19 protein-coding genes are annotated in these 24,026 nt (G+C 48.3%); 15 read left to right on the forward strand and 4 right to left on the reverse strand.

What is annotated here, in order from left to right; genetic code table 11:
- Positions 1 to 88: 88 nt before the first annotated feature.
- From BBI11_RS03500 to BBI11_RS03560, 13 genes are all read left to right on the forward strand, one after another.
- A complete protein-coding gene (locus BBI11_RS03500; protein ID WP_068460670.1) occupies positions 89 to 889 on the forward strand; it encodes an ABC transporter ATP-binding protein in 801 nt (266 codons plus the stop codon).
- Positions 882 to 2,531, forward strand: a complete 1,650-nt coding sequence (locus tag BBI11_RS03505; RefSeq protein ID WP_068460672.1) for a hypothetical protein — start codon at positions 882 to 884, stop codon at positions 2,529 to 2,531. Before BBI11_RS03500 ends, BBI11_RS03505 begins: the two co-directional genes overlap by 8 nt.
- Positions 2,532 to 2,755: 224 nt before the next feature.
- A complete protein-coding gene (locus BBI11_RS03510) occupies positions 2,756 to 5,026 on the forward strand; it encodes an ATP-binding cassette domain-containing protein (protein WP_068460674.1) in 2,271 nt (756 codons plus the stop codon).
- A gap of 143 nt (positions 5,027 to 5,169) precedes the next feature.
- The gene (locus BBI11_RS03515; protein WP_068460675.1) at positions 5,170 to 5,979 is read left to right on the forward strand and encodes a TspO/MBR family protein; all 810 of its coding nucleotides are present in this window, start codon (positions 5,170 to 5,172) and stop codon (positions 5,977 to 5,979) included.
- Between the two features lie 95 nt (positions 5,980 to 6,074).
- A complete protein-coding gene (locus BBI11_RS03520; RefSeq protein ID WP_068460678.1) occupies positions 6,075 to 6,752 on the forward strand; it encodes a type 1 glutamine amidotransferase domain-containing protein in 678 nt (225 codons plus the stop codon).
- A 3-nt stretch (positions 6,753 to 6,755) separates the two neighbouring features.
- Positions 6,756 to 7,040 carry a putative quinol monooxygenase gene (locus tag BBI11_RS03525; protein WP_068460680.1) on the forward strand — a complete coding sequence of 95 codons (285 nt, stop codon included), beginning with the start codon at positions 6,756 to 6,758 and terminating at the stop codon, positions 7,038 to 7,040.
- Positions 7,041 to 7,355: 315 nt separating this feature from the next.
- Complete coding sequence (locus BBI11_RS03530) at positions 7,356 to 8,195, forward strand: MIP/aquaporin family protein (protein WP_068460682.1); 840 nt, start codon at positions 7,356 to 7,358, stop codon at positions 8,193 to 8,195.
- 35 nt (positions 8,196 to 8,230) lie between these two features.
- Complete coding sequence (gene glpK / locus BBI11_RS03535) at positions 8,231 to 9,724, forward strand: glycerol kinase GlpK (protein WP_068460684.1); 1,494 nt, start codon at positions 8,231 to 8,233, stop codon at positions 9,722 to 9,724.
- A gap of 424 nt (positions 9,725 to 10,148) precedes the next feature.
- Positions 10,149 to 11,432 carry a GntP family permease gene (locus tag BBI11_RS03540; RefSeq protein WP_068460686.1) on the forward strand — a complete coding sequence of 428 codons (1,284 nt, stop codon included), beginning with the start codon at positions 10,149 to 10,151 and terminating at the stop codon, positions 11,430 to 11,432.
- Positions 11,433 to 11,471: 39 nt separating this feature from the next.
- Entirely contained in the window at positions 11,472 to 12,248 is a 777-nt protein-coding gene (locus tag BBI11_RS03545) for a 3-hydroxybutyrate dehydrogenase (protein WP_068460688.1), read from the forward strand.
- Between the two features lie 233 nt (positions 12,249 to 12,481).
- Positions 12,482 to 13,468: a macro domain-containing protein gene (locus tag BBI11_RS03550; RefSeq protein ID WP_068460690.1), complete on the forward strand. Its 987-nt coding sequence runs from the start codon at positions 12,482 to 12,484 to the stop codon at positions 13,466 to 13,468.
- Between the two features lie 81 nt (positions 13,469 to 13,549).
- Complete coding sequence (locus tag BBI11_RS03555) at positions 13,550 to 14,206, forward strand: vWA domain-containing protein (protein ID WP_068460692.1); 657 nt, start codon at positions 13,550 to 13,552, stop codon at positions 14,204 to 14,206.
- Between the two features lie 152 nt (positions 14,207 to 14,358).
- Positions 14,359 to 14,913, forward strand: a complete 555-nt coding sequence (locus tag BBI11_RS03560; protein WP_068460694.1) for an Ltp family lipoprotein — start codon at positions 14,359 to 14,361, stop codon at positions 14,911 to 14,913.
- 44 nt (positions 14,914 to 14,957) lie between these two features.
- Here BBI11_RS03560 and BBI11_RS03565 read toward each other — a convergent pair whose 3' ends face one another.
- Positions 14,958 to 16,397 (reverse strand): carbon starvation CstA family protein, encoded by a 1,440-nt coding sequence (locus tag BBI11_RS03565; RefSeq protein ID WP_068460695.1) that lies wholly within the window; start codon positions 16,395 to 16,397, stop codon positions 14,958 to 14,960.
- A 318-nt stretch (positions 16,398 to 16,715) separates the two neighbouring features.
- Between BBI11_RS03565 and BBI11_RS03570 the strand changes: the two genes are divergently transcribed.
- The gene (locus BBI11_RS03570) at positions 16,716 to 17,654 is read left to right on the forward strand and encodes a Gfo/Idh/MocA family protein (RefSeq protein ID WP_068460697.1); all 939 of its coding nucleotides are present in this window, start codon (positions 16,716 to 16,718) and stop codon (positions 17,652 to 17,654) included.
- A gap of 135 nt (positions 17,655 to 17,789) precedes the next feature.
- Here the strand turns inward: BBI11_RS03570 and BBI11_RS03575 are convergent, their stop codons facing one another.
- The 3 genes from BBI11_RS03575 to glcT all read right to left on the reverse strand — a co-directional run bounded on the left by BBI11_RS03575 (position 17,790) and on the right by glcT (position 21,761).
- Complete coding sequence (locus BBI11_RS03575; RefSeq protein ID WP_068465575.1) at positions 17,790 to 18,581, reverse strand: endonuclease/exonuclease/phosphatase family protein; 792 nt, start codon at positions 18,579 to 18,581, stop codon at positions 17,790 to 17,792.
- Positions 18,582 to 18,681: 100 nt separating this feature from the next.
- Positions 18,682 to 20,733, reverse strand: a complete 2,052-nt coding sequence (gene ptsG / locus BBI11_RS03580) for a glucose-specific PTS transporter subunit IIBC (RefSeq protein ID WP_068460699.1) — start codon at positions 20,731 to 20,733, stop codon at positions 18,682 to 18,684.
- A 185-nt stretch (positions 20,734 to 20,918) separates the two neighbouring features.
- On the reverse strand, positions 20,919 to 21,761 hold the full coding sequence (glcT, locus tag BBI11_RS03585; RefSeq protein WP_068460701.1) for a glucose PTS transporter transcription antiterminator GlcT: 843 nt from the start codon (positions 21,759 to 21,761) through the stop codon (positions 20,919 to 20,921).
- Positions 21,762 to 22,056: 295 nt separating this feature from the next.
- Between glcT and nagE the strand changes: the two genes are divergently transcribed.
- Positions 22,057 to 23,964 (forward strand): N-acetylglucosamine-specific PTS transporter subunit IIBC, encoded by a 1,908-nt coding sequence (gene nagE / locus BBI11_RS03590; protein ID WP_068460702.1) that lies wholly within the window; start codon positions 22,057 to 22,059, stop codon positions 23,962 to 23,964.
- Positions 23,965 to 24,026 lie beyond the last annotated feature (62 nt).

The raw sequence follows: 24,026 nt of genomic DNA on the forward strand, positions 1-24,026 counted from the left end.
AGTTGATTCCCACGAAATCGGTAAAAAATCCCAAATCTACCCAGTTAAATGTTAGAATATACACATAATGAGTGTGAGGGGTTTTTAGATGACTAGAGAAAATGAAAAAGTGCTATCGATTCAGAATTTGACGATGAATTACGGTGGCAAGCAAGTATTGAATGGCATCAATCTCGAAGTGGCGAGTGGCGAAATTATCGGCTATATCGGGCCGAACGGAGCTGGCAAGAGTACGACGGTGAAAATCATGCTTGGCTTGATCGATGATTACCAAGGAAAAGTGGTGATTTTCGGACAGGATATCGCATCAGGCGACCCCTCTTACAAAAAGAAGATCGGTTATGTGCCGGAAAATGCGGAAGCCTATGATAATTTGACGGCGATGGAGTATTTGGTGTTTACTGGCGAGTTGTACGGCATGGACCGGGATGCAGCGCAGACAAAGGCGGAGCGGCTGCTGCAGCAATTCGACTTGCAAGACGTGGCACATTCCCGGCTTTCTTCGTTCTCAAAAGGCATGAAGCAAAAAGTGTTGATTACCGCGAGTTTGCTGCACGACCCGGACTTATTGTTTTGGGACGAGCCGCTCAGTGGGCTCGATGCCAATAGCATGATGGTGATCCAGGAGATTCTGTCGCAATTGGCGGCGCAAGGAAAAACGATTTTTTATTCGTCGCATATCATGGACTTGGTGGAGAAAATCAGCAACCGCATCGTGCTGCTGGTGAGAGGGGAAGTGGTGGCGGATTCGACGTTTGAAGAACTGAAAGAGATGAGTGAGGAAGGTTCGCTTTCCGGCATTTTCAATCAATTGACCGGCTTTACAGAACACCGCAACAAGGCCAAGGACTTCGTGTCGATTGTGCAAGGGGTCGAGGACTATGCGTGAGTTTCAATCGTTGAAGTTTCTCGCTTTTTTCAAAGGCATCTTTCTCCGGTTGGGCGTCGATTATGAAGTCATGGAAAAAATATTGCGCATCAAATTGACGATGGATGAGCGGCGCGTGCCGACGATTTTCGCCGAGAATGGCAAAAAGAAAAAAGAAGGCAATCAGTTCCTGAAATCGCTGTGGATCTACGGCTTATACAGTTTGATCTTAATCCCGTTTTTATTGCTCGGGGAAAATTATATATATCAAGTGAGCATCGTGTTCGGCATGATCCTGTTCATCTTGATGACGTCGATGATTTCCGATTTTTCCGTGGTGCTATTGGATGTCCGGGATAAGAACATTATCCAGACCAAGCCGGTCGATAAAAAGACCATCGCGGCGGCAAAAATTGTCCATATCATGATTTACATGACTTTTGTCGCTGGGGCTTTTACGGCGATCCCTTTCCTCGTCGGGCTGTTTCGGCACGGCATCGTCTTTTCAATCATTTTCTTTATTGAACTCGTCTTGACGATTTTATTGGTCGTCGTCTTGACTTCGCTGCTGTATTTATTCATCCTGCGTTTTTTCGATGGGGAAAAATTAAAAGATATCATCAATTACGTCCAGATCTTGCTGTCGGTCGGAGTGGTCGTGGGCTATCAAGTATTGATCCGGTCGTTTGAAGTTGTCGATTTGGATATGGCCTACACGTTCAGCTGGTGGCATTTCCTGATTCCGCCGCTTTGGTACGGAGCGCCGTTTGAAGTCTTGTTAAACGGCAATTCCTCGAACTATTTCATCGCCTTTACAGTGCTTGCAGTGCTGATTCCGCTGGTCGCGATCTATGCTTACGCCAAGCTGATGCCATCCTTTGAACGCAATCTTGAAAAGCTGTTGAGCGACACGAAAACACGCAAGAAATCCATTAATTGGCTGGATGAGGCGGGCGCTAAGTGGCTATGCCGCTCGAAGGAAGAACGCGTATTTTACCGTTTTGCTGCTTCGATGATGAAAAAAGAACGGGAATTCAAACTGAAAGTATTTCCCGTGCTCGGAATGGCGCTGTTTTTCCCATTTCTCTTTATTTTCACCTATTCAGTGGACGGCGGTTTAGAGGAGATTGCAGATGGCAATATGTTCATGTTTATCTATTTCTGCAATGTCATCATTCCGAGTGTTGTGTTCATGCTGAAGTTTTCAGCAGGCTATAAAGGCAGCTGGCTTTTCCGCGCGGCACCGATTGAGCGGATTTCAGCTATTCACAGCGGAACCTTGAAAGCCTTTTTTGTGAAATTGTATATTCCGATTTTCGTGTTTTTATCCTTGGTCTTTATCTGGATATTCTCAGCAAGAATTTTGCCGGACCTCGCCGCCGTTTTACTCGGCGGCTTGCTGCAAACCTTGATCACCTATAAAATCGCGAACGGCAGCGATTTGCCATTTTCCATGTCCTTCGAATTTGCCCAGGAATCAGGCGGCGCGAAGATGCTGCTGCTGACTTTGATCACAGGGGCCTTTATCGGTGCGCATTTCCTGGCGAACGCCTTTCATTACGGGATTTATGTGTACGCCGGGGTGTTAGTGGTGGCGATAGGAATCGGCTGGCGAATGGTGTTTGCGGAAACGGGCGCTGTCCCTGTGCAAGACACAATTTGAAGAGGAAAATACTTGGTACAGCTGCATTTCGGTGTAGGTCTGTCCCTGTGCATCACACAATTTGACGCATCCGCCGAAGCGGATGCGTCTTTTTGCTGTGCCCTGACAAATTGTGTGGGAATTGTGTGGTGCACAGGGACAAGGGGTGTGAACCAGCCCGAAAAAGGGAACGCTCTTATATAGAAGCGTAATCCTACGATCGGATTGGAAAAGGAGAATGTGACATGCCAGAAAAACGAGATGAAATCATATTAAAAGGACTGCGGGAAAATAACTTAAAGAATATCGATTTGAATATCCCGAAAGAAAAAATCAACGTCTTTACCGGCCTGTCGGGTTCTGGGAAGAGTTCGGTAGTTTTTGATACCTTGGCGACAGAAAGCAGACGGCAGATGACTTTGAATTATCCGCTGTATATCCGGCACCAGATGCCGAGGTACGAACGGCCGCATGCGGACTTGATGCAGCATTTGAGCCCGGTGGTTGTCGTGGAACAAAAGCCGGTGCGCGGCAATTCGCGTTCGACGGTGGGCACGTATATGGATATCGATCCGTTGATCCGGTTGTTGTTCTCGCGCGTCGGCAGCCCGTCGATTGGTTCGGCGACGGAGTTTTCGGTGGAGAGTTCGTTCGGCAATTGCCCAGAATGCAATGGCTTCGGGGAAGTAGTGAAGCCGGATATTCAAAAAATGATCGATGAAACGAAATCGCTGCGGAATTTGGCGGTGCAATTCAAGCCTTTAGCGCCACCTGGTTGGCAAGGCAGATGGATGGTGGACAGCGGTTTATTTGACCCGGACCTGCCCATCCAGGACTACTCGGAAGATCAATACAATCTGTTGCTGTACGGGCCACCGGAAGGCGAGCGAGTATTTGGCACGTATTATTACAAAGAAGGCACAACACAAATCGAATGGGATGGCATCATCCCGCGGTTTATCCGCCTGTACATCAATCGCGATCTGACGAAACTGAAGAGAACGTCCCAGGAAGATGTCTTGGCGATGTCGACGCATGGCGTGTGCCCGACGTGCGAAGGTTCTGGACTGAATCCGAGGGTGCTAGAATGTAAAATCAACGGCTTGAACATCGCCCATTATGACCGCTTGGAATTAACGGAGCTGCTCGGGGAACTGGAGAAAATTGATGACCCGATCGGCAAATCGATTGCCCAACAAGCCCATCCGAACGTCAAGCAGTTGGTGGATTTGGGGCTTGGTTATTTGAGCTTGTCGCGCAAGATGGGCACTTTGTCAGGCGGCGAAGCCCAGCGTGTGAAAATTGCACGCCATTTGGGAAGCAGCTTGAACAATATCACGTATATTTTCGACGAGCCAAGTGCCGGACTGCATCCTGAGGAGATCGACATGCTGACGCATATGCTGGAAAGTATACGCGACAATTACAACACAGTCGTCGTCATCGAACACAATCTGGCAGTTATAAAAACGGCAGATGAAATTATCGAAATGGGGCCAGGCGCAGGCCGAGGCGGCGGTGAAGTGGTGTATCAAGGCGGGCAGGAAGGCTTGCAAAAAGCTTCCGCCATCACCGATTTGGATCATAAAGTGACGGTGAATGAACAGCCGCGAAAAGCGGCAGAAGCATTTTCGATCAAACACGCTTCTGATAATAATTTAAAAGATGTCAGTGTGGAAATTCCGAAGAACGCCTTGGTGTCCGTATGCGGCGTTTCCGGGTCTGGAAAAAGTTCGTTGATGTTCAGCGCCTTTACGGAAAACTATCCCGATACGATCGCCGTCGGCCAAGGCAGCATCGGCACGTCCAGCCGTTCGACGCTTGCGACCTATATGGGCATCATGAGTGACATCCGTTCCATCATGGCCAAACAAACCGGGCAGCCGGCGGGATTGTTCAGCTTTAATTCATTGGGCGCTTGCCCAGTGTGTGAAGGGAAAGGCGTCACGACACCTAACGTCGCGTTTGCGGATCCTGTGACGGTCACGTGCGAAGCCTGCAGCGGCACGCGGTATTCCGATGAAGCTTTGTCTCATCATTACAAAGGAAAAAACATCGTGGAGATTTTGGAGCTGACGATCGACGAAACGAACGAGTATTTGGAAATGCCGAAAATCGTCAAAAAAGTAGATACCTTAAAAGATGTTGGCCTGGGCTACCTGACGCTCGGACAAACGACAGGCTCTTTGAGCGGTGGAGAAGTGCAGCGTTTGAAACTGGCAAGCCACTTGAAAAAAGAAGGGCAAATCTATTTGCTCGATGAACCTTCTCTCGGCTTGCATACGCGAGACAATGACCATCTGTTAGACGTCTTCCAAGGACTTGTCGACAAAGGCAATTCGGTTATCATCATCGAGCACAACCTGAACTTGATCGCGGCAAGCGACTGGGTCATCGAAATGGGCCCAAGTGGCGGCAAAAAAGGCGGCGAAGTGCTGTTTGAAGGCACACCAAAAGACATGCTCGAAGCGGATACGCTGACGGCGAAATGGCTGAGAGCGGGCGTGGAAGGATAGGGCGGCAGCAGCACTCTGTCCCTGTGCGCCACACAATTCGGCAGAACGAAACCTTTCTGTATCGGGGTTTTGGTGTGTGAATGTCCCTGTGCACCACACAATTTTCAGCAGCAGAAGAGTAAAATTTCGAGGAGGAAGCGACCATGGATCAAAGCACATTAAAGAAAACGCGGCTGTTTGCCATTTTAAATATCATTGCTTATTTTGCGACGCTCGGTTTCAATTATCTCGGCTCATCTGGATTCTTTAACGGCAATACGCAAAAGGATATTTCAGATAAATACATGACGCTTATTTCGCCAGCGCCGTTTACGTTTTCGATATGGGGCGTCATTTATACGCTGCTGCTGATTACGCTAGGGTATTTACTGATTAAACACAAAAACGAGAGGGTCAGCCGGCTGGTGCTGTTGATTTCGCCTTTATTCATCGCGAGTTCGTTGTTCAATATGGGGTGGATCGTTGTGTTCTCCTATGAATGGATTGGCTTGTCGACTTTATTGATTGCTGGATTGCTGTTTTCCTTGCTCTTCATTGTCGAGAGAATATACAAGCATCGCTTTGAAGTTCCGTCGACACTCGCCGGGCTTGCCTTTACCTTGTACGCTGCCTGGGTATTCATTGCGACGATCGTCAACATTTCGCTGTCTCTCGTGCAGTTGGGCTGGGACGGCTTTGGCATTTCCGATTCGATTTGGACACTTGTCATTTTAGGAGTAGCGATTGGCTTTGTGCTGTTTTACTTGGCGCGCTTCAAAAATGCGGCGTTCCCGATTCCAATCGCTTGGGCGTTCTTTGGTATTTATAGCGCCTACGCGAGCGGGATGCTCGATCCAGAGATGGCCGGGGTTATTCAAGGCGTTTTACTAGCAGGCATCGCTATTTTCCTCATAGCCGTCGTCTGGAGATTCTTAAAAAATGGCAAAGCTCTTTTCCCGAAACAATCTGTATGAGACAGAAAAAATTTATAGAATTGTAAGTTTGTTTGAATCTGAGATAATTCGGGAAGAATTAATAGCAGAATGAAATTTCAGAGGAGGAACTATCAATGGCAAAAGTACTAGCAGTATTATCAAGTGGACATAAAGATACAGAAAATAATTACGAAACCGGCTGGTGGGCAGAGGAATTGTTCGCGCCGATGGAGATCTTGCAAAATGCAGGACATCAAGTAGATTTAGCTTCACCAAAAGGCGGCAAGCCGACGCTTGACCAAGTCAGCCTCATGGAAGAGTATGACCCAGAAGGCAAATACAAAAAAATGTATGAATCCGGCTTAGCGGACAACACGACGGCTCTTTCAGACGTCGATGCTTCTGCATACGATGTCGTGTTCGTCGTGGGCGGCCACGGAGCAATGTACGACCTCGCGGAAAGCGAAACTTTGCATAAAATCATCAACGATGTCTATGACAACGGCAATATCGTTTCAGCGGTATGCCACGGACCGGCGCCGTTGGTTTTCACAAAACGCCCAGATGGCCAAAGCATTATTGCAGGACTTGACGTCACTGGTTATCCGGAAGCTGTCGAACCAGAAGGCCTTCCAGAAATCTTGCCATTCAGCCTCGAAGGCAAAATGAGCGAAGTGGCGAATTATACGGCAGACGAGAAAGTGGTATGGGGCAACGAGCAATTGTTGACTGGCCGCGATCCGTTTTCTGCTGAAGCTTTGGGCGACGAATTGGTAAAAGCATTAGCTAACAGAAGCCAACAGGAGAACTAAGTAATGGAGACGATTTCCGTTACAGCGATTCTCAAGCCGAAAGAACAATTGGCCGATCGCTTATTAGCTGAGTTGCAAAAAGTTCAGGAAGCGTCGAAGCAAGAAGCCGGATGCTTGGCGTATGTTCTTCATCAATCCATCGAAGATGACACTTTCGTTCTTCATGAAAAATGGCAGGACATGGACGCGCTCGAGAGCCATATTGCTTCCGACCATTACCAGGAATACCGCAACAATATCGCTGACTTGGTCTCCGCACGGGAAGTTTTTAAACTGACTGTGCTGTAAGCTGGCGAAATCACATTTGTATATGAGAGATAAAAGCAGGACTATGCGATAACTCATCGTAAAGTCCTGCTTTTTTTATGGGAAAATGATAAATGGCGAGCCGGTATTTGTAATATTTACACAAAAATTCAGAAAACATATTGACAGCGCTTTCTTTTAAGTATACCTTATAGATAACAAGTTCAGAGCTGTGTTGGAGACCCGGAGATTCGCACATTAATGAGTACTTCTATTAAGAAGAGCTTTCATTAATTGCGGCTTTTTTTATGGACATTTATCCAGCTGTGGCTTTAAAAGGAAAAGGAGTGTTAAGCGATGTCAGAGTTTTTAGCAGAAGTGATCGGGACCATGATTTTGATTATTTTCGGGGGCGGCGTAGTGGCCGGAGTGGTCTTGAAAGATTCTAAGGCAGAAGGCAGTGGTTGGATCGTCATCACGATTGCCTGGGGACTTGCCGTTACGATGGCTGTTTACGCAGTGGGCAGTTTTTCAGGAGCCCATATCAACCCGGCAGTAACATTAGGCTTGGCGTCTGTTGGTGAATTCCCATGGGCAAAAGTTCCACTGTATATCCTTGCACAAATGATTGGCGCGATTATCGGCGCAGGAATTGTTTTTTTGAACTACTTACCTCATTGGAAAATCACAAAAGATCAAGGCGCAAAATTAGCAGTGTTTTCTACAGGGCCAGCTGTCAGAAGCCCGTTTTCGAACTTAGTCAGTGAAATTATCGGTACGGCCGTTTTGGTCATGGGCTTATTGTTCATTGGCGCCAATGATTTTACAGATGGCTTGAATCCATTGATCGTCGGGGCATTGATCATTGCGATTGGTATGTCGCTCGGCGGAACGACTGGTTATGCGATCAATCCGGCGCGTGATCTTGGGCCGCGTATTGCGCACGCTTTGCTGCCGATTCCTGGAAAAGGCAGTTCGGACTGGAGTTATGCTTGGGTACCGGTTGTCGGGCCGATTTTTGGCGGTATTTATGGCGCAGTTTTCTACAAGGCACTTTTCACCAGTGACTATAGCTTGCTGTTCTGGGGCTTGAGCATCGTGATGGCCGGCATTTTGATTGGAGCTGCGAATGCTGAATTGAAAAAAGGCCATACTGTAGCGAATGACATTGAAGAAACGTTAGTGGACGACAAATAACCATAATCACAACACCATTCGAGGAGGAATCATTGATGAGTAAAGATTATATTATGTCGATTGACCAAGGAACAACGAGTTCACGTGCAGTATTGTTCAACCACAAAGGCGAAATCGTAGGCACGGGCCAGCAGGAGTTCGAGCAATTTTTCCCGAAACCGGGCTGGGTCGAGCACGATGCGAATGAAATCTGGACGTCCGTTTTGGCATGTATGGCAGGGGCGTTGAGAAAAGCAGATGTGGAAGCAAGCCAAGTGGCTGGCATCGGCATCACCAACCAACGCGAAACGGCTGTTGTGTGGGACCGCAATACCGGCAAACCAATCTACAAAGCGATTGTTTGGCAATCCAGACAAACAGCAGACATTTGCGCTGAGTTGAAAGAACAAGGGCATGAAGAATTGTTCCGCAAGAAAACCGGCCTGCTCGTTGATGCGTACTTCTCCGGTACGAAAGTGAAATGGATTTTGGACAATGTAGAAGGCGCACGCGAAAAAGCGGAAAACGGCGATTTGATGTTCGGCACGATCGATACATGGCTCGTCTATAAACTATCTGGCGGCGCTGCGCATATCACCGATTACAGCAACGCTTCCCGTACCTTGATGTACAATATTTACGATTTGGAATGGGATCAGGAATTGCTGGATATCCTGACGGTGCCAAAAAGCATGCTGCCAGAAGTGCGTCAATCGTCTGAAGTCTATGCCAATACCGTCAATTATCATTTCTTCGGCCACGAAGTGCCGATCGCCGGTATCGCCGGTGACCAACAAGCCGCGCTATTTGGACAAGCCTGCTTTGAAAAAGGCATGGCGAAAAATACTTACGGGACTGGCTGTTTCATGCTGATGAACACAGGGGAAGAAGGCGTCGTTTCCGATCACGGCTTATTGACGACTTTGGCATGGGGCATTGACGGCAAAGTAGAATACGCGCTAGAAGGCAGTATCTTTGTCGCAGGCTCTGCGATTCAATGGCTGCGCGACGGCTTGAAATTGCTGGACACATCACCTGAAAGCGAGCAGTACGCTACGTCTGTCGAATCAACAGACGGCGTCTACATGGTGCCAGCGTTTGTCGGCCTCGGCACACCTTATTGGGACACGGATGCACGCGGCGCCATTTTCGGCCTAACACGCGGTACGACAAAAGCGCATCTCATCCGCGCGACACTTGAATCGCTCGCCTACCAAACAAAAGATGTCGTCGACGTCATGATCGAAGACGCAGGAATTGAACTAAAAACCTTGCGCGTCGATGGCGGAGTTGTAGCGAACGATTTCCTGATGCAATTCCAAAGCGATATTCTCGACGTGCCAGTCGAGCGCCCGGTTGTCCAAGAAACGACAGCCCTCGGAGCCGCGTACTTAGCTGGTCTCGCTGTTGGCTTCTGGGAAAGCAAAGAAGAAATCGCGAAGCAATGGCAAATCGACCGTACGTTCACGAAAGATATGCCGGCTGAACAAAGTGAAAATCTATACGCCGGCTGGCAGAAAGCAGTAGAAGCTACACGGGTGTTTAAATAATGTCCCTGTGCACGACGCAATTCTGACTATTCACAACAATTTATATTAGATTCATCTTTATCCTGCCAACATATTGTTGGTAGGATTTTTTTGTGGGCAAATTGTGTGATGCACAGGGGCGAAGTTTTTCCGGGAGTGCCCGCAATCCTTTTCATGGCGCAATTCGCCGCAAGAGGAGGGGTGTTGAATTGTTTGGTGCACAGGGACAGATCTGAAAACCATTATTTCGGCAAACTATTCTTTTTATGAATACGTACTATTGATAATAAATATATAAGATAATACCTTGTTATAATGGAAATATCAAAATTTTTTATCATTTACAAATTTGAGTTATATCTATTTCAATATATCTTTATTCGTGTATAATGGGCATTGCTTCACTGCGGTGAAGGGCTAAAGATTAAGAAAGAAGTGAGAACAGATGTTAAGTATTTTGATTGGATTAATCTTATTGATTGCGCTTGCCTATTTGGGCTGGTCGATCATTTGGGTGGCCCCATTAGCGGCCGGCGTTGTAGCCTTGCTCAGCGGGCTCGATGTTTATAGCACTTATACAGAAACTTATATGAGCGGTTTGGTAAGTTTCGTTCAGAAATGGTTCCCGATATTCCTCTTAGGGGCCGTATTCGGGAAATTGATGGAAGAGACCGGAGCTGCGCGAGCGGTTGCGAAGAAAGTCACACAGCTGATCGGCGGAAAGCGCGCTATTCTAGGCGTCTTGATCGCAGCGGCATTATTGACTTACGGGGGCGTCAGCTTGTTTGTGGTCGTCTTTGCGGTCTACCCGATTGCGCTTGAATTGTTCCGTGAGGCCAATGTAACGCGCAGATTGCTGGTGCCAACTTTCGCACTCGGAGCATTCACGTTTACGATGACGTCAATGCCAGGTACTCCACAGATTCAAAACTTGATTCCGATGGATACCTATAACACCACACCAATGGCAGGACCGGTCATCGGTATCGTCACGACATTGATCATGGCGGTTGGCGGCTACGCTTGGTTGGCGTATCGCGAGAAGAAATTGTCAGCTAAAGGCGAGGGCTTTGAAATTCGCAAACAAGCTGGTTCATCGAAAGAGGAAGAGGTGGCGACGCCGAACTGGATGTTGTCGCTCGTTCCGCTTATCGTGGTCGTCGTATTCTTGAATATCGTCAACCTTCAGCCGATTTACGCGTTGATGTTAGGGATCGTCACGATCATGTTGATTAACGTGAAGCATTATAAGAAATTCGTCTTCTCGATTAATGAAGGTGCTAAAGGATCTGTCATGGCCATCCTAAATACCAGTGCGGCTGTCGGATTCGGTGCCGTCATTGCGATCGTTCCGGCATTCGACAACATCACTTCTTGGTTGCTCAATGTGTCGGATAACCCGTTGGTCGCCCAGTCATTGGCGATTCAAGTCATGGCGATGATCACGGGATCCGCTTCAGGTGGTATGGGCATTGCGCTCAGCACTTTGGGGGATACGTTCTACAACCTGTCTCAAACGACGGGCATCAACCCGGAAGTTTTCCACCGGATGGCTTCTGTGGCATCGGGCGCTTCGATCCTGCCGAATAACGGCGCATTGCTGACTTTGTTAGCCGTAACAGGATTGACGCATCGCGAAACTTATAAAGATGTGTTCGTGGTGGCATTGGTCATCCCGACTATCGCCGTCATCGTCGGCATCATCTTGGGCGGTATCGGTTTAGTTTAAAATTTTCCACACTAATAAACAATAATGGAGGAATTCAATATGGTAGAGCAAAAAGTAGTAGTAATCACAGGATCCGCGCGCGGCATCGGTTTTGAAATTGGCAAGCATTTCGCAGAAAGCGGAGCAAAAGTCGTTTTGTCGGATATCAACAATGAAGTGCTGCAGGAATCTGCACAATCTTTGAGAAACGAAGGCTTTGAAGCCATTGGCGTAAAAGCCGATGTCACAAGCGAAGAAGACCTTCAAAACTTGGTAGCGGAAACGAAAAACACTTACGGCCGCGTCGACATCGTTATCAACAACGCTGGTTTGCAACACGTTTCGCCAATCGAGGAATTTCCGACAGCGAAATACGAATTGATGATCAAGATCATGCTAACAGCCCCATTCATGTTGACGAAAGCAGTCTTCCCGATCATGAAAGAACAAGGCTTTGGCCGCATCATCAACATCTCGTCGATCAACGGATTGATCGGCTTCTCCGGTAAAGCGGCTTACAACAGCGCGAAGCACGGCGTCATCGGTTTGACGAAAGTAGCAGCGCTAGAAGGTGCTGAGCACGGCATCACAGTGAACGCTGTCGCACCAGGCTATGTCGACACGCCGCTCGTCCGCGGACAAATGGCCGACTTGGCTAAGACGCGCAATGTGCCACTCGAAAAAGTACTAGAAGAAGTACTCTTGCCGCTCGTCCCGCAAAAACGCTTGCTTGACGTCGCTGAAATCGCTGATTGCGCCTTGTACTTGGCAAGTGACAAAGCGAAAAGCATCACGGGCCAAACAATCGTCATCGATGGCGGTTACACGGCTCAATAAAAAACCTTCTACCAGAAGCCATTCTGGTAATGGCAGTTGAAACTCCCGCTCGGCTTAATGCCTGGCGGGAGTTTTTGTGTGGGCGAATTGTGTGGTGCACAGGGACAATAAACCGTTCGTCAAGCCAAAATCCCACGCTGTGTCTTGCTTCTGGGCGCATGGAATTGTGTGGCGCACAGGGACAGGTCGGGTGGTAGAATAAAAAGAGAGGAGAACTAGAAAGGGATGAGCCCATGCCACTGCAAATCGTGCGCAACGATATTTCCAAAATGACAACTGACGCAATCGTTAATGCCGCAAACTCCAGCCTGAAAATGGGCGGTGGTGTGTGCGGGTCGATTTTCCGTGCGGCAGGGCCGAAGCAATTGCAGGAAGCGTGCGACCAGATCGGCCATTGTGCGGTCGGGGAGGCTGTGCACACCGACGGCTTTGAACTTGATGTAAAGTACATCATCCATACGGTCGGCCCGGTGTGGGAAGGCGGAGGGCGCAACGAGGAAATGTTGCTGCGCAATTGCTACCGTCATTCGTTGGAAGTCGCCGTGGAGCTTGGCTGTGCGTCGATCGCGTTTCCGCTTATCTCGACCGGCATATTTGGCTATCCGAAAGAACCGGCACTGCGCGTGGCGACTGAAGAGATCGATGCATTTCTGGACGAGTACGATATGGACGTTCATCTGGTTGTGTTAGACAAGCAATCGTTTGGCATCAGCCAAAAGCTTTACGAATCGATTGAAAGCTTTATCAATGAACAGGAAGCGGCGGTCTTGGAAGAAGCTGCTGACCGCTACCGCAAGCAGCGATCAGTAGAAAGCCCGATGCATGAGCTGCGAGAGATGCTTGAGCCACAAGCAAGCCTAGAAGAGCTTTTGGAAAACTTGGATGAATCCTTTTCGCAGCGGTTGTTCAGGTTCATAGACGCGCGAGGCATGACCGATGCCGAGACTTACAAAAAGGCCAACCTCGACAAAAAGCTGTTTTCCAAAATCCGAAATTCACCAGGCTATACGCCGAAGAAAAAGACCATCCTGGCGTTTGCCATCGCGCTTGAACTGGACCTCGACGAAACCGAGGAACTGCTGGGGACAGCCGGTTACCGCTTGTCGAACAGCCATAAATTTGATCTGATTGTCCGCTATTTTATCGAGCGAGAACAATACAATATTTTTGAAATCAATGAAGCCTTGTTTGCATTTGATGAAGCGCTTCTTGGTTCGTAAAAGGTCGCTTTCAAAGCGACCTTTTTTCTATGGAAAAATCGTATCCTTGGGGTAACAAATAACCTGAAGGAGGAAACAAAGATGAAAAATGAAACGACGGAATTGGTGTTTATTCTAGATAAGAGCGGTTCGATGGCGGGGCTTGAGAAAGATACGATCGGTGGTTTCAATGCCTTGCTCGACAAGCAGCGAAAGCTTCCGGGCGAGGTCCGTGTAACAACGGTGCTGTTCAATCAGGAATACGAATTGCTTCATGATCGCATTTCACTTGAAGGCATTTCGCCGATGACCGATGGCGATTATGAAGTGGGCGGCATGACCGCTTTGCTCGATGCGATTGGCTCGACCATCCAAAAAATCAGCAACGCCCAAAAAGGCACGTTGAAAAAACATCAAGCCGATCGAGTGATGTTCGTCATTACGACGGACGGCTTGGAGAATTCCAGCTGCGAATATACGTATAAGAAAATCCATGAAATGATCGCTTCCAAAAAGACGATGGGCTGGGAATTTATCTTTCTCGGTGCGAATATCGACGCGGTCGCAACGGCTAAAAAATTTGGCGTCGACGAAGAGTTTGCGGTGGATTACCATGCGGATGCGGAAGGGACGGAGTTGAATTACCAAGTGTTGAGCGAAGCGGTCAGTTCGTTCCGGAGCGGGAAAAAAGTGGAACGGGAGTGGAAGAAGGAGATCGAGAGAGATTATAAATCTCGAGTACAGAAGGATAATAAATAATGAGCAAATCTAATTTATAAAACTGAAGGGAACTGGTATCATATTTGGTCATTATTTCTATTAATGGTATGGACAGGTATATTTAATTCTGATATTGTTGTGAAGTCGCTTTGACACAAAAGTAACAAAAAAGTAATAAAGGAGGAAGTAGCATGAAAAAAGTATTTAAGATTGGATGTCTCGGCATCATTGGCATAGTGGTATTGATAGCCATACTGGCTGCTTTGGCCGGTGGCGGGGAAGAATCCACTGACACCGAGGGCACTACAGAAACTACTCCAGCAACAGAAGAAACAGCAGCAGAAGAAACAGCAGAAGAAGAAAATTCTGCGGAAGAAGCTGAAACTGAAGAAGCTGCTGAAACGGAAGAGCCGGTTGAAGAAGAGCCAGCAGAGCCAGAAGTGTCGACTGAGTTTGAATCTGCGCTGAACCAAGCGCAAACCTACTCTGATAGCATGCATATGTCAAAAACCGGGGTGTTTGAACAATTGACTTCTGAATACGGCGGCCAATTCCCGGAAGATGCTGCACAATACGCAATCGATAATGTAGATGCTGATTGGAAGGCGAACGCTTTGGAATCGGCCAAGACTTATCAAGACAGCATGAGCATGTCCAAGGAAGCTATTCGCGATCAATTGAGCTCCGATTACGGCGGCCAATTTACACAAGAAGAAGCAGACTACGCAATCGAAAATCTGGAATAAGAAAAAAGATGAGCCCCGGCAAACTTGCCAGGGCTCATCTTTTTTCAGTTAACCGCCTCGTATTCCGAATCCATCTGCTTCGCAGTACGGTATTTCAGAATCTGCCCCACATACCATAAGGCAACTGCCAACGTGATAACCGAGCCGATCATGGCGGCGATGTGGTATTCCATGTTCAAGCCTTCTGGTGCGTAGAAGATGTACATGGAGACAACGCCTGTCATGAACATGGCCGGTACGCCGCTGATCCAGTGCATTTTGTAGTTCTTGAGCAAATACATCGTCGCGGTCCACAACATGAACGTGGCAACCACTTGGTTGGTCCAGCCGACGTATCTCCACAAGAACGTGTAGTCGATTGTCGCCATGTAGAAAGTTGGGATGGCGAGCGGGATGGTAATCAATAGGATGCGCAAAGTGCCGTCAGTCTTAGTGAACTTCGATAGCAGGTCAGCCAAGATCATGCGCGATGAGCGAAGCGCGGTATCACCCGTTGTGATCGGCAAGATGATGACGCCGAAGATGGCAAGGATGCCGCCAAGAGTGCCAAGAAGCGAGATCGAGATGTCGTTGACGACGCCAGATGGACCGCCCGCTGCGAGTGCCGCACCGAGCCCTTCAGTGCCGTTGAAGAAAGTCATGCCAGCCGCCGCCCAGACGAGGGCAATGACGCCTTCAATGACCATGGCACCGTAGAAAATTTTACGGCCGTCGGTTTCTTTTTTCATCGTCCGGGCAATGATCGGGCTTTGCGTGCTATGAAAGCCGGAAATCGCACCGCATGATACGGTAACCATCAATAGCGGCCAGATCGGCAATTCGCCAGGATGCAAATTGCTGAAGGTCAGGTTTGGCATCGGTTTTCCGGAGAAGATCAGTGCTACGGCTACCGCAAGCGCCATAAACAATAGGATGCCGCCAAGCAGCGGATAAATGCGGCCGATGATGCGGTTGATCGGCAAGATCGTCGCAAGGACGAAATAAGCGAAAATCAAGGCAAGTGCCGCGATAAAGGAAATCGGCGTGATTTGTGCGATCAATTGGGCGGGGCCAGCGGTGAAGGCCGCTGCGACCAAAAGCATCAACACAAGCGACAAACCGTTGATGAAAACTTTGGCATTCTTTCCGAGGTAACGCCCGACTAGTGTAGGGAACTGCGCTCCGCCGTGGCGCATCGACATCATGCCCGAGAAGTAATCGTGAACGCCGCCTGCAAAGATGCAGCCGACGACAATCCAGATGAAAGCGACCGGCCCGTACAAAGCACCAGCGACAGCTCCGTAGATTGGGCCGAGTCCTGCGATGTTCAACAGCTGGATCAAGTTGCCTTTCCACCAGCTCATCGGCACATAGTCGATATTGTCTGCTTGTGCGTAGGCCGGTGTTGGAGTAGTATCGTCGACGCCGAAGACCTTTTCGATAAACTTCGAATAAAACATGTATCCCAATATTAAGAGTGCAAGTGCTGCGAAAAATGTAATCATATGCGTCGTCCTCCTGATGTCTGTGATATATCGTATACACATAATAGCATCTTTTCTGGTGAATTAACTATAATATTTCGAAAAAACTAATATTTCTATTTATTTATAATAAAGAAATCGATAATTATTAAGAAGAAGGAAAGTGTAAGCGTCTCCATTAGGTTTTGAGCACTAAGGGGCGTGTGACAATCGCCAACAAAGCTTAGGAAATCTCGACATTCATTATCTTGAAATACGGATAAAATGAGAGCATGTGACATCAGGGCGCGATTGCCTTATGCTTGAAATGAAGTATATAAAGAGAAGAGGGAACGGATTATGAAATTTGGCATCATTGGCACAAATTGGATCACGGACCGGTTCATCAAAGCAGCGAAGCAACATCCGGATTTTCAACTCGGTGCAATTTATTCAAGAACAGAAGAGACGGGTCGCGCGTTCGCGGACAACTACCAAGTCGAGGCCGTTTATACGGATATGGAGGAAATGTTCCGAGACGGTGGGATTGATGCTGTCTATATCGCTTCGCCGAATGCGTTCCATGCCGAACAAAGTTTGCTCGCGATGCAACACGGCGTTCACGTCTTATGCGAAAAGCCAGCTGTTACGACGCTCGATGAGATGGACCAGATTATTGCAGCCTCAAAGGAAACCGGCATGACTTATATGGAAGCAATGAAGTCGACCGTGACGCCGACTTTCCTAAAGCTGAAAGAAGAGCTGCATAAGATCGGGCCGATTCGCCGCTATGTGTTCCATTACAATCAGTATTCATCCCGCTACGATAAATACAAAGAAGGCATCATCGAAAATGCCTTTAAGCCGGAGCTTGGCAATGGCGCGAAAACGGATCTCGGTGTTTATGGATTGGCGCCGCTCGTCCATTTGGCGGGGGAGCCGGATGCTGTATTGCGCAACCGCTACCTGTTGTCGACCGGTGCAGAAGGCCAAGGCAGTATGATTCTCGATTACGGGGAAAGTGAAGCGGTCGTCATGTATTCGAAGATTTCGGATTCGTATTTGCCGAGTGAAATTCAAGGCGAAAACGGCGTCATCGAAATCGACAAAATCAGCGACCCGAAACACGTGCTGATCAAATTCCGCGACGGCACGACGGAAGACATTTCCGTCCCGCACGAATTCGATACGATGTATTACGAACTCGATGAATTTATCCGCTGCGTCCGTGACGGGCAAGTGGAATCCACGATCAATACGCACGAAATTTCCCGGCAAGTGACACAGTTATTGCTTTAATGAACAATAGCCAAACGAAAAACCGCTTTTTCCACCCAGATATCTGGAGGGAGAAAGCGGTTTTTATTTGGTTAGCTATTTGGTTCGATCCTCACGTAAAGGTGTCGGAAATGAAATAGCTCAGCAGATTCTCCACTAATTCATTTCCACCTGAACTTCCACGCCAAAATGATCGGACACCAATGGCTTATTGTCGCCGTTGAAGATGACTTGGGACGATTTGACGGTGACGGGTTCGGTGGACAAGATCAAGTCGATGCGCAAGTCTTGCTTGTTGTCGCTCCAGCCGGCGATTTTGCCTTTGACGGTGATGCCAGCGTCTTTTTCTTCGGCCAAAGTATAGGTGTCGTGCAGGCCGTTTTCCAGTAAATACGCATAGCCTTGCTGGTCGAGTGAAGCGTCGTTATTGAAGTCGCCCAGCAAGAACGTGTGGCTCTCTTTCTTCATATGTTCCAATAGCTGATCGGCTTGGTATTGGAACGGTTCGATTGGATCGAGCCACCAGCCCATATGGCAGGAATAAAATGTTATCGGCTGACCCGCGTATTGGATCGTCGTGCCAACAATCTTGCGCGTTTTCGGAGAATGCTTGTCGGTGCTTTGGCTGACGAAGAAGCTATGCTCCTCGATCACCGGATGGCGCGTCAAGATGACGGAGCCTTCTTCATAACGGCCATACACGAGATGGGAAAAGTCCCATACTATCGAGTAGCCTGTGACGCCGAGTTGCTCCAACTCCTGAACCAGGACCTGTGCGTAATTATCCGGTTTGATGAGATGTGCAGGATGCTCATCGATGGACTGGTTGACTTCCTGCAGGGCGATAAGGTCGTATTGTTTTTCGGCAATGGCTTGTGCTAGGTAACGGATTTTCTCCATCTGGCGTTCTTCATGCCAAGCATGGCAATTCAAGGTCAGTAGTTTTATCGTGTTCATCCTCCTAAACTAATGATGAATAAAAGAAAACCCGGCCCGATGCGAAGTGACTCGCACGGATCCGGGTGTGTGACTAGCCGGGAAGAGGTGTTTAGACTTCTTCGTCGCCAGTGATTTCAATCAGGTCTTTCGTATTCGCGGCTACATGGCCGGACGTTTTGATGTTCACTTTTTGTCCTTCTTGAAGGCTGGTGAAGACGACCGGCGTGATGATGGACGGTGCATGTTTGCCGATATAATCAAGGTCCATTTCCATCAACAATTGGCCTTGTTCAACAAGGTCGCCTTGTTCGACGTGAGCCGTGAAGCCTTCGCCTTTCAAGTGGACAGTGTCGATACCGATATGGATCAATAATTCAGTCCCATCGTCTGCTTTCAAACCGATTGCGTGTTTCGTCGGGAACAAAGTGACGACTTCACCATTGACAGGCGAGTAGACTTTGCCTTCAGCTGGTTTAATCGCAAAGCCGTCGCCGACCATTCTGCCAGAGAAGACTTGATCCGGTACATCAGTGATCGGCAGGATGTCACCTGTGATCGGGATGCCAAAATCCACCGTGCCAAGGCGTACAGGTGCATCGCCTGCGTCTTTGGTTTGGTCCATGATCTTCGATACATCTTCTTTCGTGCGCGGCGTTTTGCCATTCATGATGTCTTGCATTTGCCCACGCAAGTTGTCGGATACAGGTCCAAAAATCGCTTGGATGTTATTGCCGACTTCCATGACGCCGGAAGCGCCAAGTTTTTTCAATTTCTTCTTATCGACTGCGCCTTTGTCTTCTACACTGACGCGCAGGCGAGTGATACAAGCATCCAAATGGGTGATGTTTTGCTGACCGCCCATTGCTTGAAGGATTTCGTATGGCAATTCGCCAACTTCTGCGTCGCTGTCTTCGTCTTCTTCTTCATCTTCACGTCCCGGTGTCATCAAATTGAATTTCGTGATGGCGAATCGGAAGCCGAAATAGTAAATGACGGCGAAGAACAGCCCGACAACGATGACCCAGAACCATTCTGTTCTACCTGGCATAACGCCGAATAGCAAGAAGTCGATCAAGCCACCGGAGAAAGTCATGCCGATTTTAACATCGAGTAAATGCATGATCATAAACGACAGTCCTGCAAATACTGCGTGAATTCCGAACAATACAGGTGCTACAAACAGGAATGCGAATTCAAGTGGTTCAGTGATCCCCGTCAAAAATGAAGTCAAAGCAGCTGATGCCATGATGCCGCCAACGACTTTTTTGCGTTCAGGGCGTGCTGTGTGATAAATCGCAAGTGCCGCTGCTGGAAGGCCAAACATCATGAATGGGAATTTCCCTGTCATGAACGTACCGGCTGTGAAATCAACGCCGTCACGCAATTGTTCAAAGAAAATGCGTTGGTCGCCGCGGACGATTTCACCTGCGGCATTTGTGTACGAGCCAAACTCGAACCAGAACGGCGAATAGAAAATGTGGTGCAGTCCGAATGGAATCAACGAACGTTCCACTACGCCGAAGACGAATGCTGCAAGTGTGCGGTTCGTTTCAAGCATGAAATAAGAAAGAGAGTTCAAGCCGCTTTGTGCAAAAGGCCAAAGCAGGTACATAACAATACCGAGAAATAATGCGGTAAACGCGGTAATGATTGGAACAAAGCGCTTGCCGGCAAAAAAGCCGAGAAATTGTGGCAAGTTGATATTGAAGAATTTATTGTACATCGCCGCGGCTAGTATCCCGACGATAATCCCGCCGAATACGCCGGTCTGCAAAGTCGGAATGCCGAGAACCATGGCATAGGCCGGGTCGGAAGTGGCCATTTCGGGGGTGATGCCACCGACCGCTTTCATTGTAACGTTCATAATCAAATAGCCGATGATCGCGGCGAGTCCCGCGACGCCGTCACCGCCAGCGAGGCCGATTGCAACACCGACTGCAAAGAGCAATGGCAAGTTGGCGAAAATTACGCCGCCGGCTTCTGCCATGACGAAGAGCAAGGATTGGACCCAGGGTGTGCCGAAAAATGGTACCGCTTCCACAAATGTGTCTTGTGAAAAACTTGTGCCGAATGCCAGCAAAATTCCGGCTGCGGGCAAGAGTGCGACTGGGAGCATGAGGGCTTTCCCGACTTTTTGCAGTGTACCGAATACATTAGACATAAAATTTCCTCCTTTTTTGGTCAAACTTGTTGCGGATTAAACAGGGTAAGCGTGTCTCGCGGAAGCTAAAGCATACAAAAAAGGCATGAGCGGAAAAGGCATCGGTAAAAAAGGGGAGAAATCCCCAATGTTAACCGTTGTACCTTTTCATACTCATGCCTGATCGAGTCAGTAACACGTATGAATTAGTTTGTATGAGTCAAGCGCTGCAGATGAATGGTTAGATAAAGCACTTCCGCTTCGTCGACAGGCTTTTTTAATTGGTTTTGCATTACTTTAATGAGCTTCCAAGCCAGATTATAGCACACTGGGTATTCAGCTTTCAAGAGGGCTTCGAGTTTATTTTCATCCCCCAACGATTCGCCCTGGTGAATGCGGTCGATTGCCCGGTGTAAATGCTGGATCAAGCGATGGTAATTGACATTGTCTTTGCTCAACTCGACTTTCAGCCCTTCTTCGATTAATTCTGTCAGGCGGGAAATGAGCGCATGGTCCTGATTGATGTCGCGCAAAGATTTATCGGTTACGGCGCTGTGGATGTGGAGTGCGATAAAACCAATCTCACCTTCTGGGAAGACGATGCCCATATGATTCTGGAACGCTTTCACCACGCCTTTGGCCACTTGGTATTCTTTCGGATACAAGGATTCGATTTCAAACAGGAACGAATTCGAAAACTGCATGTTCTGCTGGATGCGTTTAATGGCAAAAGACAGATGGTCCGTCAATGCGACGTGTATGTGTTCATTCAACTCCGTGCCCATCTGTTCGGCAATATATAATAACTGGTCGTTGATAAACGCAATCAGGTTTTCATCGATATGCGGCAGCAAGTTGACGTATTGTTCCTTTTCCGCCTCGTCTTTTAATAGGAAGGTCTTGTCAGCATGGTCGAACGAAATGACATCGCCTTTTTTTCGATTAAAGCCGAGCCCGTTGCCGATCAAGACAACTTCCTTATAGGCCTCGTGGCGGGCGATCACGACATTGTTGTTCAATACTTTTTCGATGGTCAATAGCTGTTCCATGATATCCTCCGTTCAATCATCATTTCGATGATACTCGTAATTCAAGTTATACAGGAAATGGACCTGGGAAGACAAGCTTTGTCCCTGTGCACGGCACAATTCAGCTGGGGAGGAGTTGTCGGAAATGGCGGAGGGAGAGGGTTTTCGGGGCTTGGGAAGTTGTGTGCGTCCCTGTGCGCCACACAATTTTGTGAAAGCGAATACATTTTTTTGATTAATCTTGAAATTGGTATAGACAACTATACATATTCACTTTATAGTGAGAAGCAAGAACACATAAAGGGGTGGAGTAAGAATGTTTGGTTTTCTACAGAAGATAGGTAAATCATTGATGTTTCCAATCGCGACACTTCCAGCTGCAGCGTTATTGTTGCGGTTTGGGCAGGATGATTTGCTGGGGATCCCGTTTCTATCAGCAGCGGGCGCCGGAATTATCGACAACTTGGCGCTTATTTTTGCTATCGGGATTGCCATGGGATTAGCTCACGATGGAAATGGCGGAGCGGCACTTGCCGGCGCCATCGCTTATTTAGTGTTAACTTCAGCCATCGGCACCATTAATGAATCCATTAACATGGGCGTTTTTGCCGGGATTCTATCGGGGATTGTCGGCGGATTGCTGTATAACAAATTTTATGACGTGAAGCTGCCAACTTGGCTCGCGTTCTTTGGGGGCAGGCGGTTTGTGCCGATTGTCACAGCGGCGACGATGACGATTCTTGCAGGCGCGCTCGGTTATTTATGGCCGCCGGTGCAAGACGGAATCGATGCAGCGGGGGCATGGATTTTAAATGCCGGGATGTTTGGGGTCGGTTCTTATGGCTTCTTAAACCGTCTATTGTTGCCGACTGGTTTGCATCACGTGATTAATACGGTCGTTTGGTTCGATTTCGGAACGTTCACCGATGCCAACGGCGAAGTAGTCCGCGGGGAAATCAACCGCTTCCTAAAAGGCGACCCGACAGCCGGGCCGTTCCTTTCCGGATTTTTCCCGGTGATGATGTTCGAGCTTCCGGCTGCTTGCCTCGCCATGTATATGGCTGCGAAAAAAGAGCGCAAGGCGGCAGTGGCCGGCATGTTTTTCAGTATCGGGTTCACTTCTTTCCTGACAGGGATTACAGAGCCGATTGAGTTTTCATTCATGTTCTTGTCACCGGTATTATATGTTATCCATGCTTTACTGACGGGCGTTTCGATGATGGTTGCCTATGCGCTGGATATCCATCACGGATTTGGCTTTTCAGCGGGCGCGATCGATTATGTGCTGAATTATGGATTGGCGCAGAATCCGCTCCTTCTGCTCGTCATGGGACTCGTGACCGGAATTGTTTACTTCGTGATCTTTTACTTTATGATCGTGAAATTCGATTTGAAAACTCCTGGCCGTGAAGATGAAGAGGAAGAGGGCGAGAGTGACTATTCTGGAGACGATCCAGTGGACGTAAGAGCGTACCACATGATTGAAGCACTTGGCGGAACCGGTAACCTGACGTCAGTGGGCTATTGCACAACACGTCTTCGCGTGACGGTAAAAGACGCCGAGCAAACGAACGAAAAAGACTTGAAACGCCACGGGGCAATGGGTGTCATGAAAGTGAACAAAACCAATGTACAAGTTGTCATCGGAACTGCCGTGGAATTTTTGGGCGATGCGATGAAGAAACGCTTGGCAGATGGCAACCCGGCTCCAGAAAATACAGAGCCAGTCACAGAAGATGCACTGAGTGAACCGGTAATGGAGAAAGAGATCCTGGCTGAAGATTTTCTGATGCCGATCGAAGGGGAAATCGTGCCATTATCAGAAGTGCCGGACGAAGCCTTTGCAAAAGAAATGATGGGGCCAGGATTTGGGATCAAGCCTTCTGGGAATATAGTTTATTCACCGGTGGACGGCAGGCTGGTCACCTTGTTCCCGACCAAGCATGCGCTTGGCATCGAGACCGATACAGGGGTAGAAATATTGATCCATGTCGGATTGGATACCGTCAAATTGAACGGCGAAGGATTTGAGTCGTTAGTCGAACAAGGGCAGTTGATTCAACGGGGAGACGCCTTGCTGAAACTGGACCTGGACTATTTGAAAGCCAATGCGCCTTCAGTCATCACGCCGGTTGTTTTCACGAATTTATCGGGCCAACAACTGGATATGTTGAAAAACGGCTATCAGCAGCAAGGAACGGCATCTATCTTGAAAATTAATTAAATCGAAACAACAGCCGGGGAGGTCGCATATGATTTTCCCGGCTTTTCCTAAGGAGGGATTCA

It is taken from the genome of Planococcus maritimus, assembly GCF_001687625.2.
GTDB lineage: Bacteria > Bacillota > Bacilli > Bacillales_A > Planococcaceae > Planococcus > Planococcus maritimus.

Coding starts and splice junctions, on each gene's coding strand:
- glpK (WP_068460684.1), top strand. CDS start 8,231: ATGAGTAAAGATTATATTATGTCGATTGACCAAGGAACAACGAGTTCA.
- BBI11_RS03570 (WP_068460697.1), top strand. CDS start 16,716: ATGAAATTTGGCATCATTGGCACAAATTGGATCACGGACCGGTTCATC.
- BBI11_RS03515 (WP_068460675.1), top strand. CDS start 5,170: ATGGATCAAAGCACATTAAAGAAAACGCGGCTGTTTGCCATTTTAAAT.
- BBI11_RS03550 (WP_068460690.1), top strand. CDS start 12,482: ATGCCACTGCAAATCGTGCGCAACGATATTTCCAAAATGACAACTGAC.
- nagE (WP_068460702.1), top strand. CDS start 22,057: ATGTTTGGTTTTCTACAGAAGATAGGTAAATCATTGATGTTTCCAATC.
- ptsG (WP_068460699.1), bottom strand. CDS start 20,733: ATGTCTAATGTATTCGGTACACTGCAAAAAGTCGGGAAAGCCCTCATG.
- BBI11_RS03565 (WP_068460695.1), bottom strand. CDS start 16,397: ATGATTACATTTTTCGCAGCACTTGCACTCTTAATATTGGGATACATG.
- BBI11_RS03520 (WP_068460678.1), top strand. CDS start 6,075: ATGGCAAAAGTACTAGCAGTATTATCAAGTGGACATAAAGATACAGAA.
- BBI11_RS03540 (WP_068460686.1), top strand. CDS start 10,149: ATGTTAAGTATTTTGATTGGATTAATCTTATTGATTGCGCTTGCCTAT.
- BBI11_RS03545 (WP_068460688.1), top strand. CDS start 11,472: ATGGTAGAGCAAAAAGTAGTAGTAATCACAGGATCCGCGCGCGGCATC.
- BBI11_RS03510 (WP_068460674.1), top strand. CDS start 2,756: ATGCCAGAAAAACGAGATGAAATCATATTAAAAGGACTGCGGGAAAAT.
- BBI11_RS03500 (WP_068460670.1), top strand. CDS start 89: ATGACTAGAGAAAATGAAAAAGTGCTATCGATTCAGAATTTGACGATG.
- BBI11_RS03530 (WP_068460682.1), top strand. CDS start 7,356: ATGTCAGAGTTTTTAGCAGAAGTGATCGGGACCATGATTTTGATTATT.
- BBI11_RS03525 (WP_068460680.1), top strand. CDS start 6,756: ATGGAGACGATTTCCGTTACAGCGATTCTCAAGCCGAAAGAACAATTG.
- BBI11_RS03505 (WP_068460672.1), top strand. CDS start 882: ATGCGTGAGTTTCAATCGTTGAAGTTTCTCGCTTTTTTCAAAGGCATC.
- glcT (WP_068460701.1), bottom strand. CDS start 21,761: ATGGAACAGCTATTGACCATCGAAAAAGTATTGAACAACAATGTCGTG.
- BBI11_RS03560 (WP_068460694.1), top strand. CDS start 14,359: ATGAAAAAAGTATTTAAGATTGGATGTCTCGGCATCATTGGCATAGTG.
- BBI11_RS03555 (WP_068460692.1), top strand. CDS start 13,550: ATGAAAAATGAAACGACGGAATTGGTGTTTATTCTAGATAAGAGCGGT.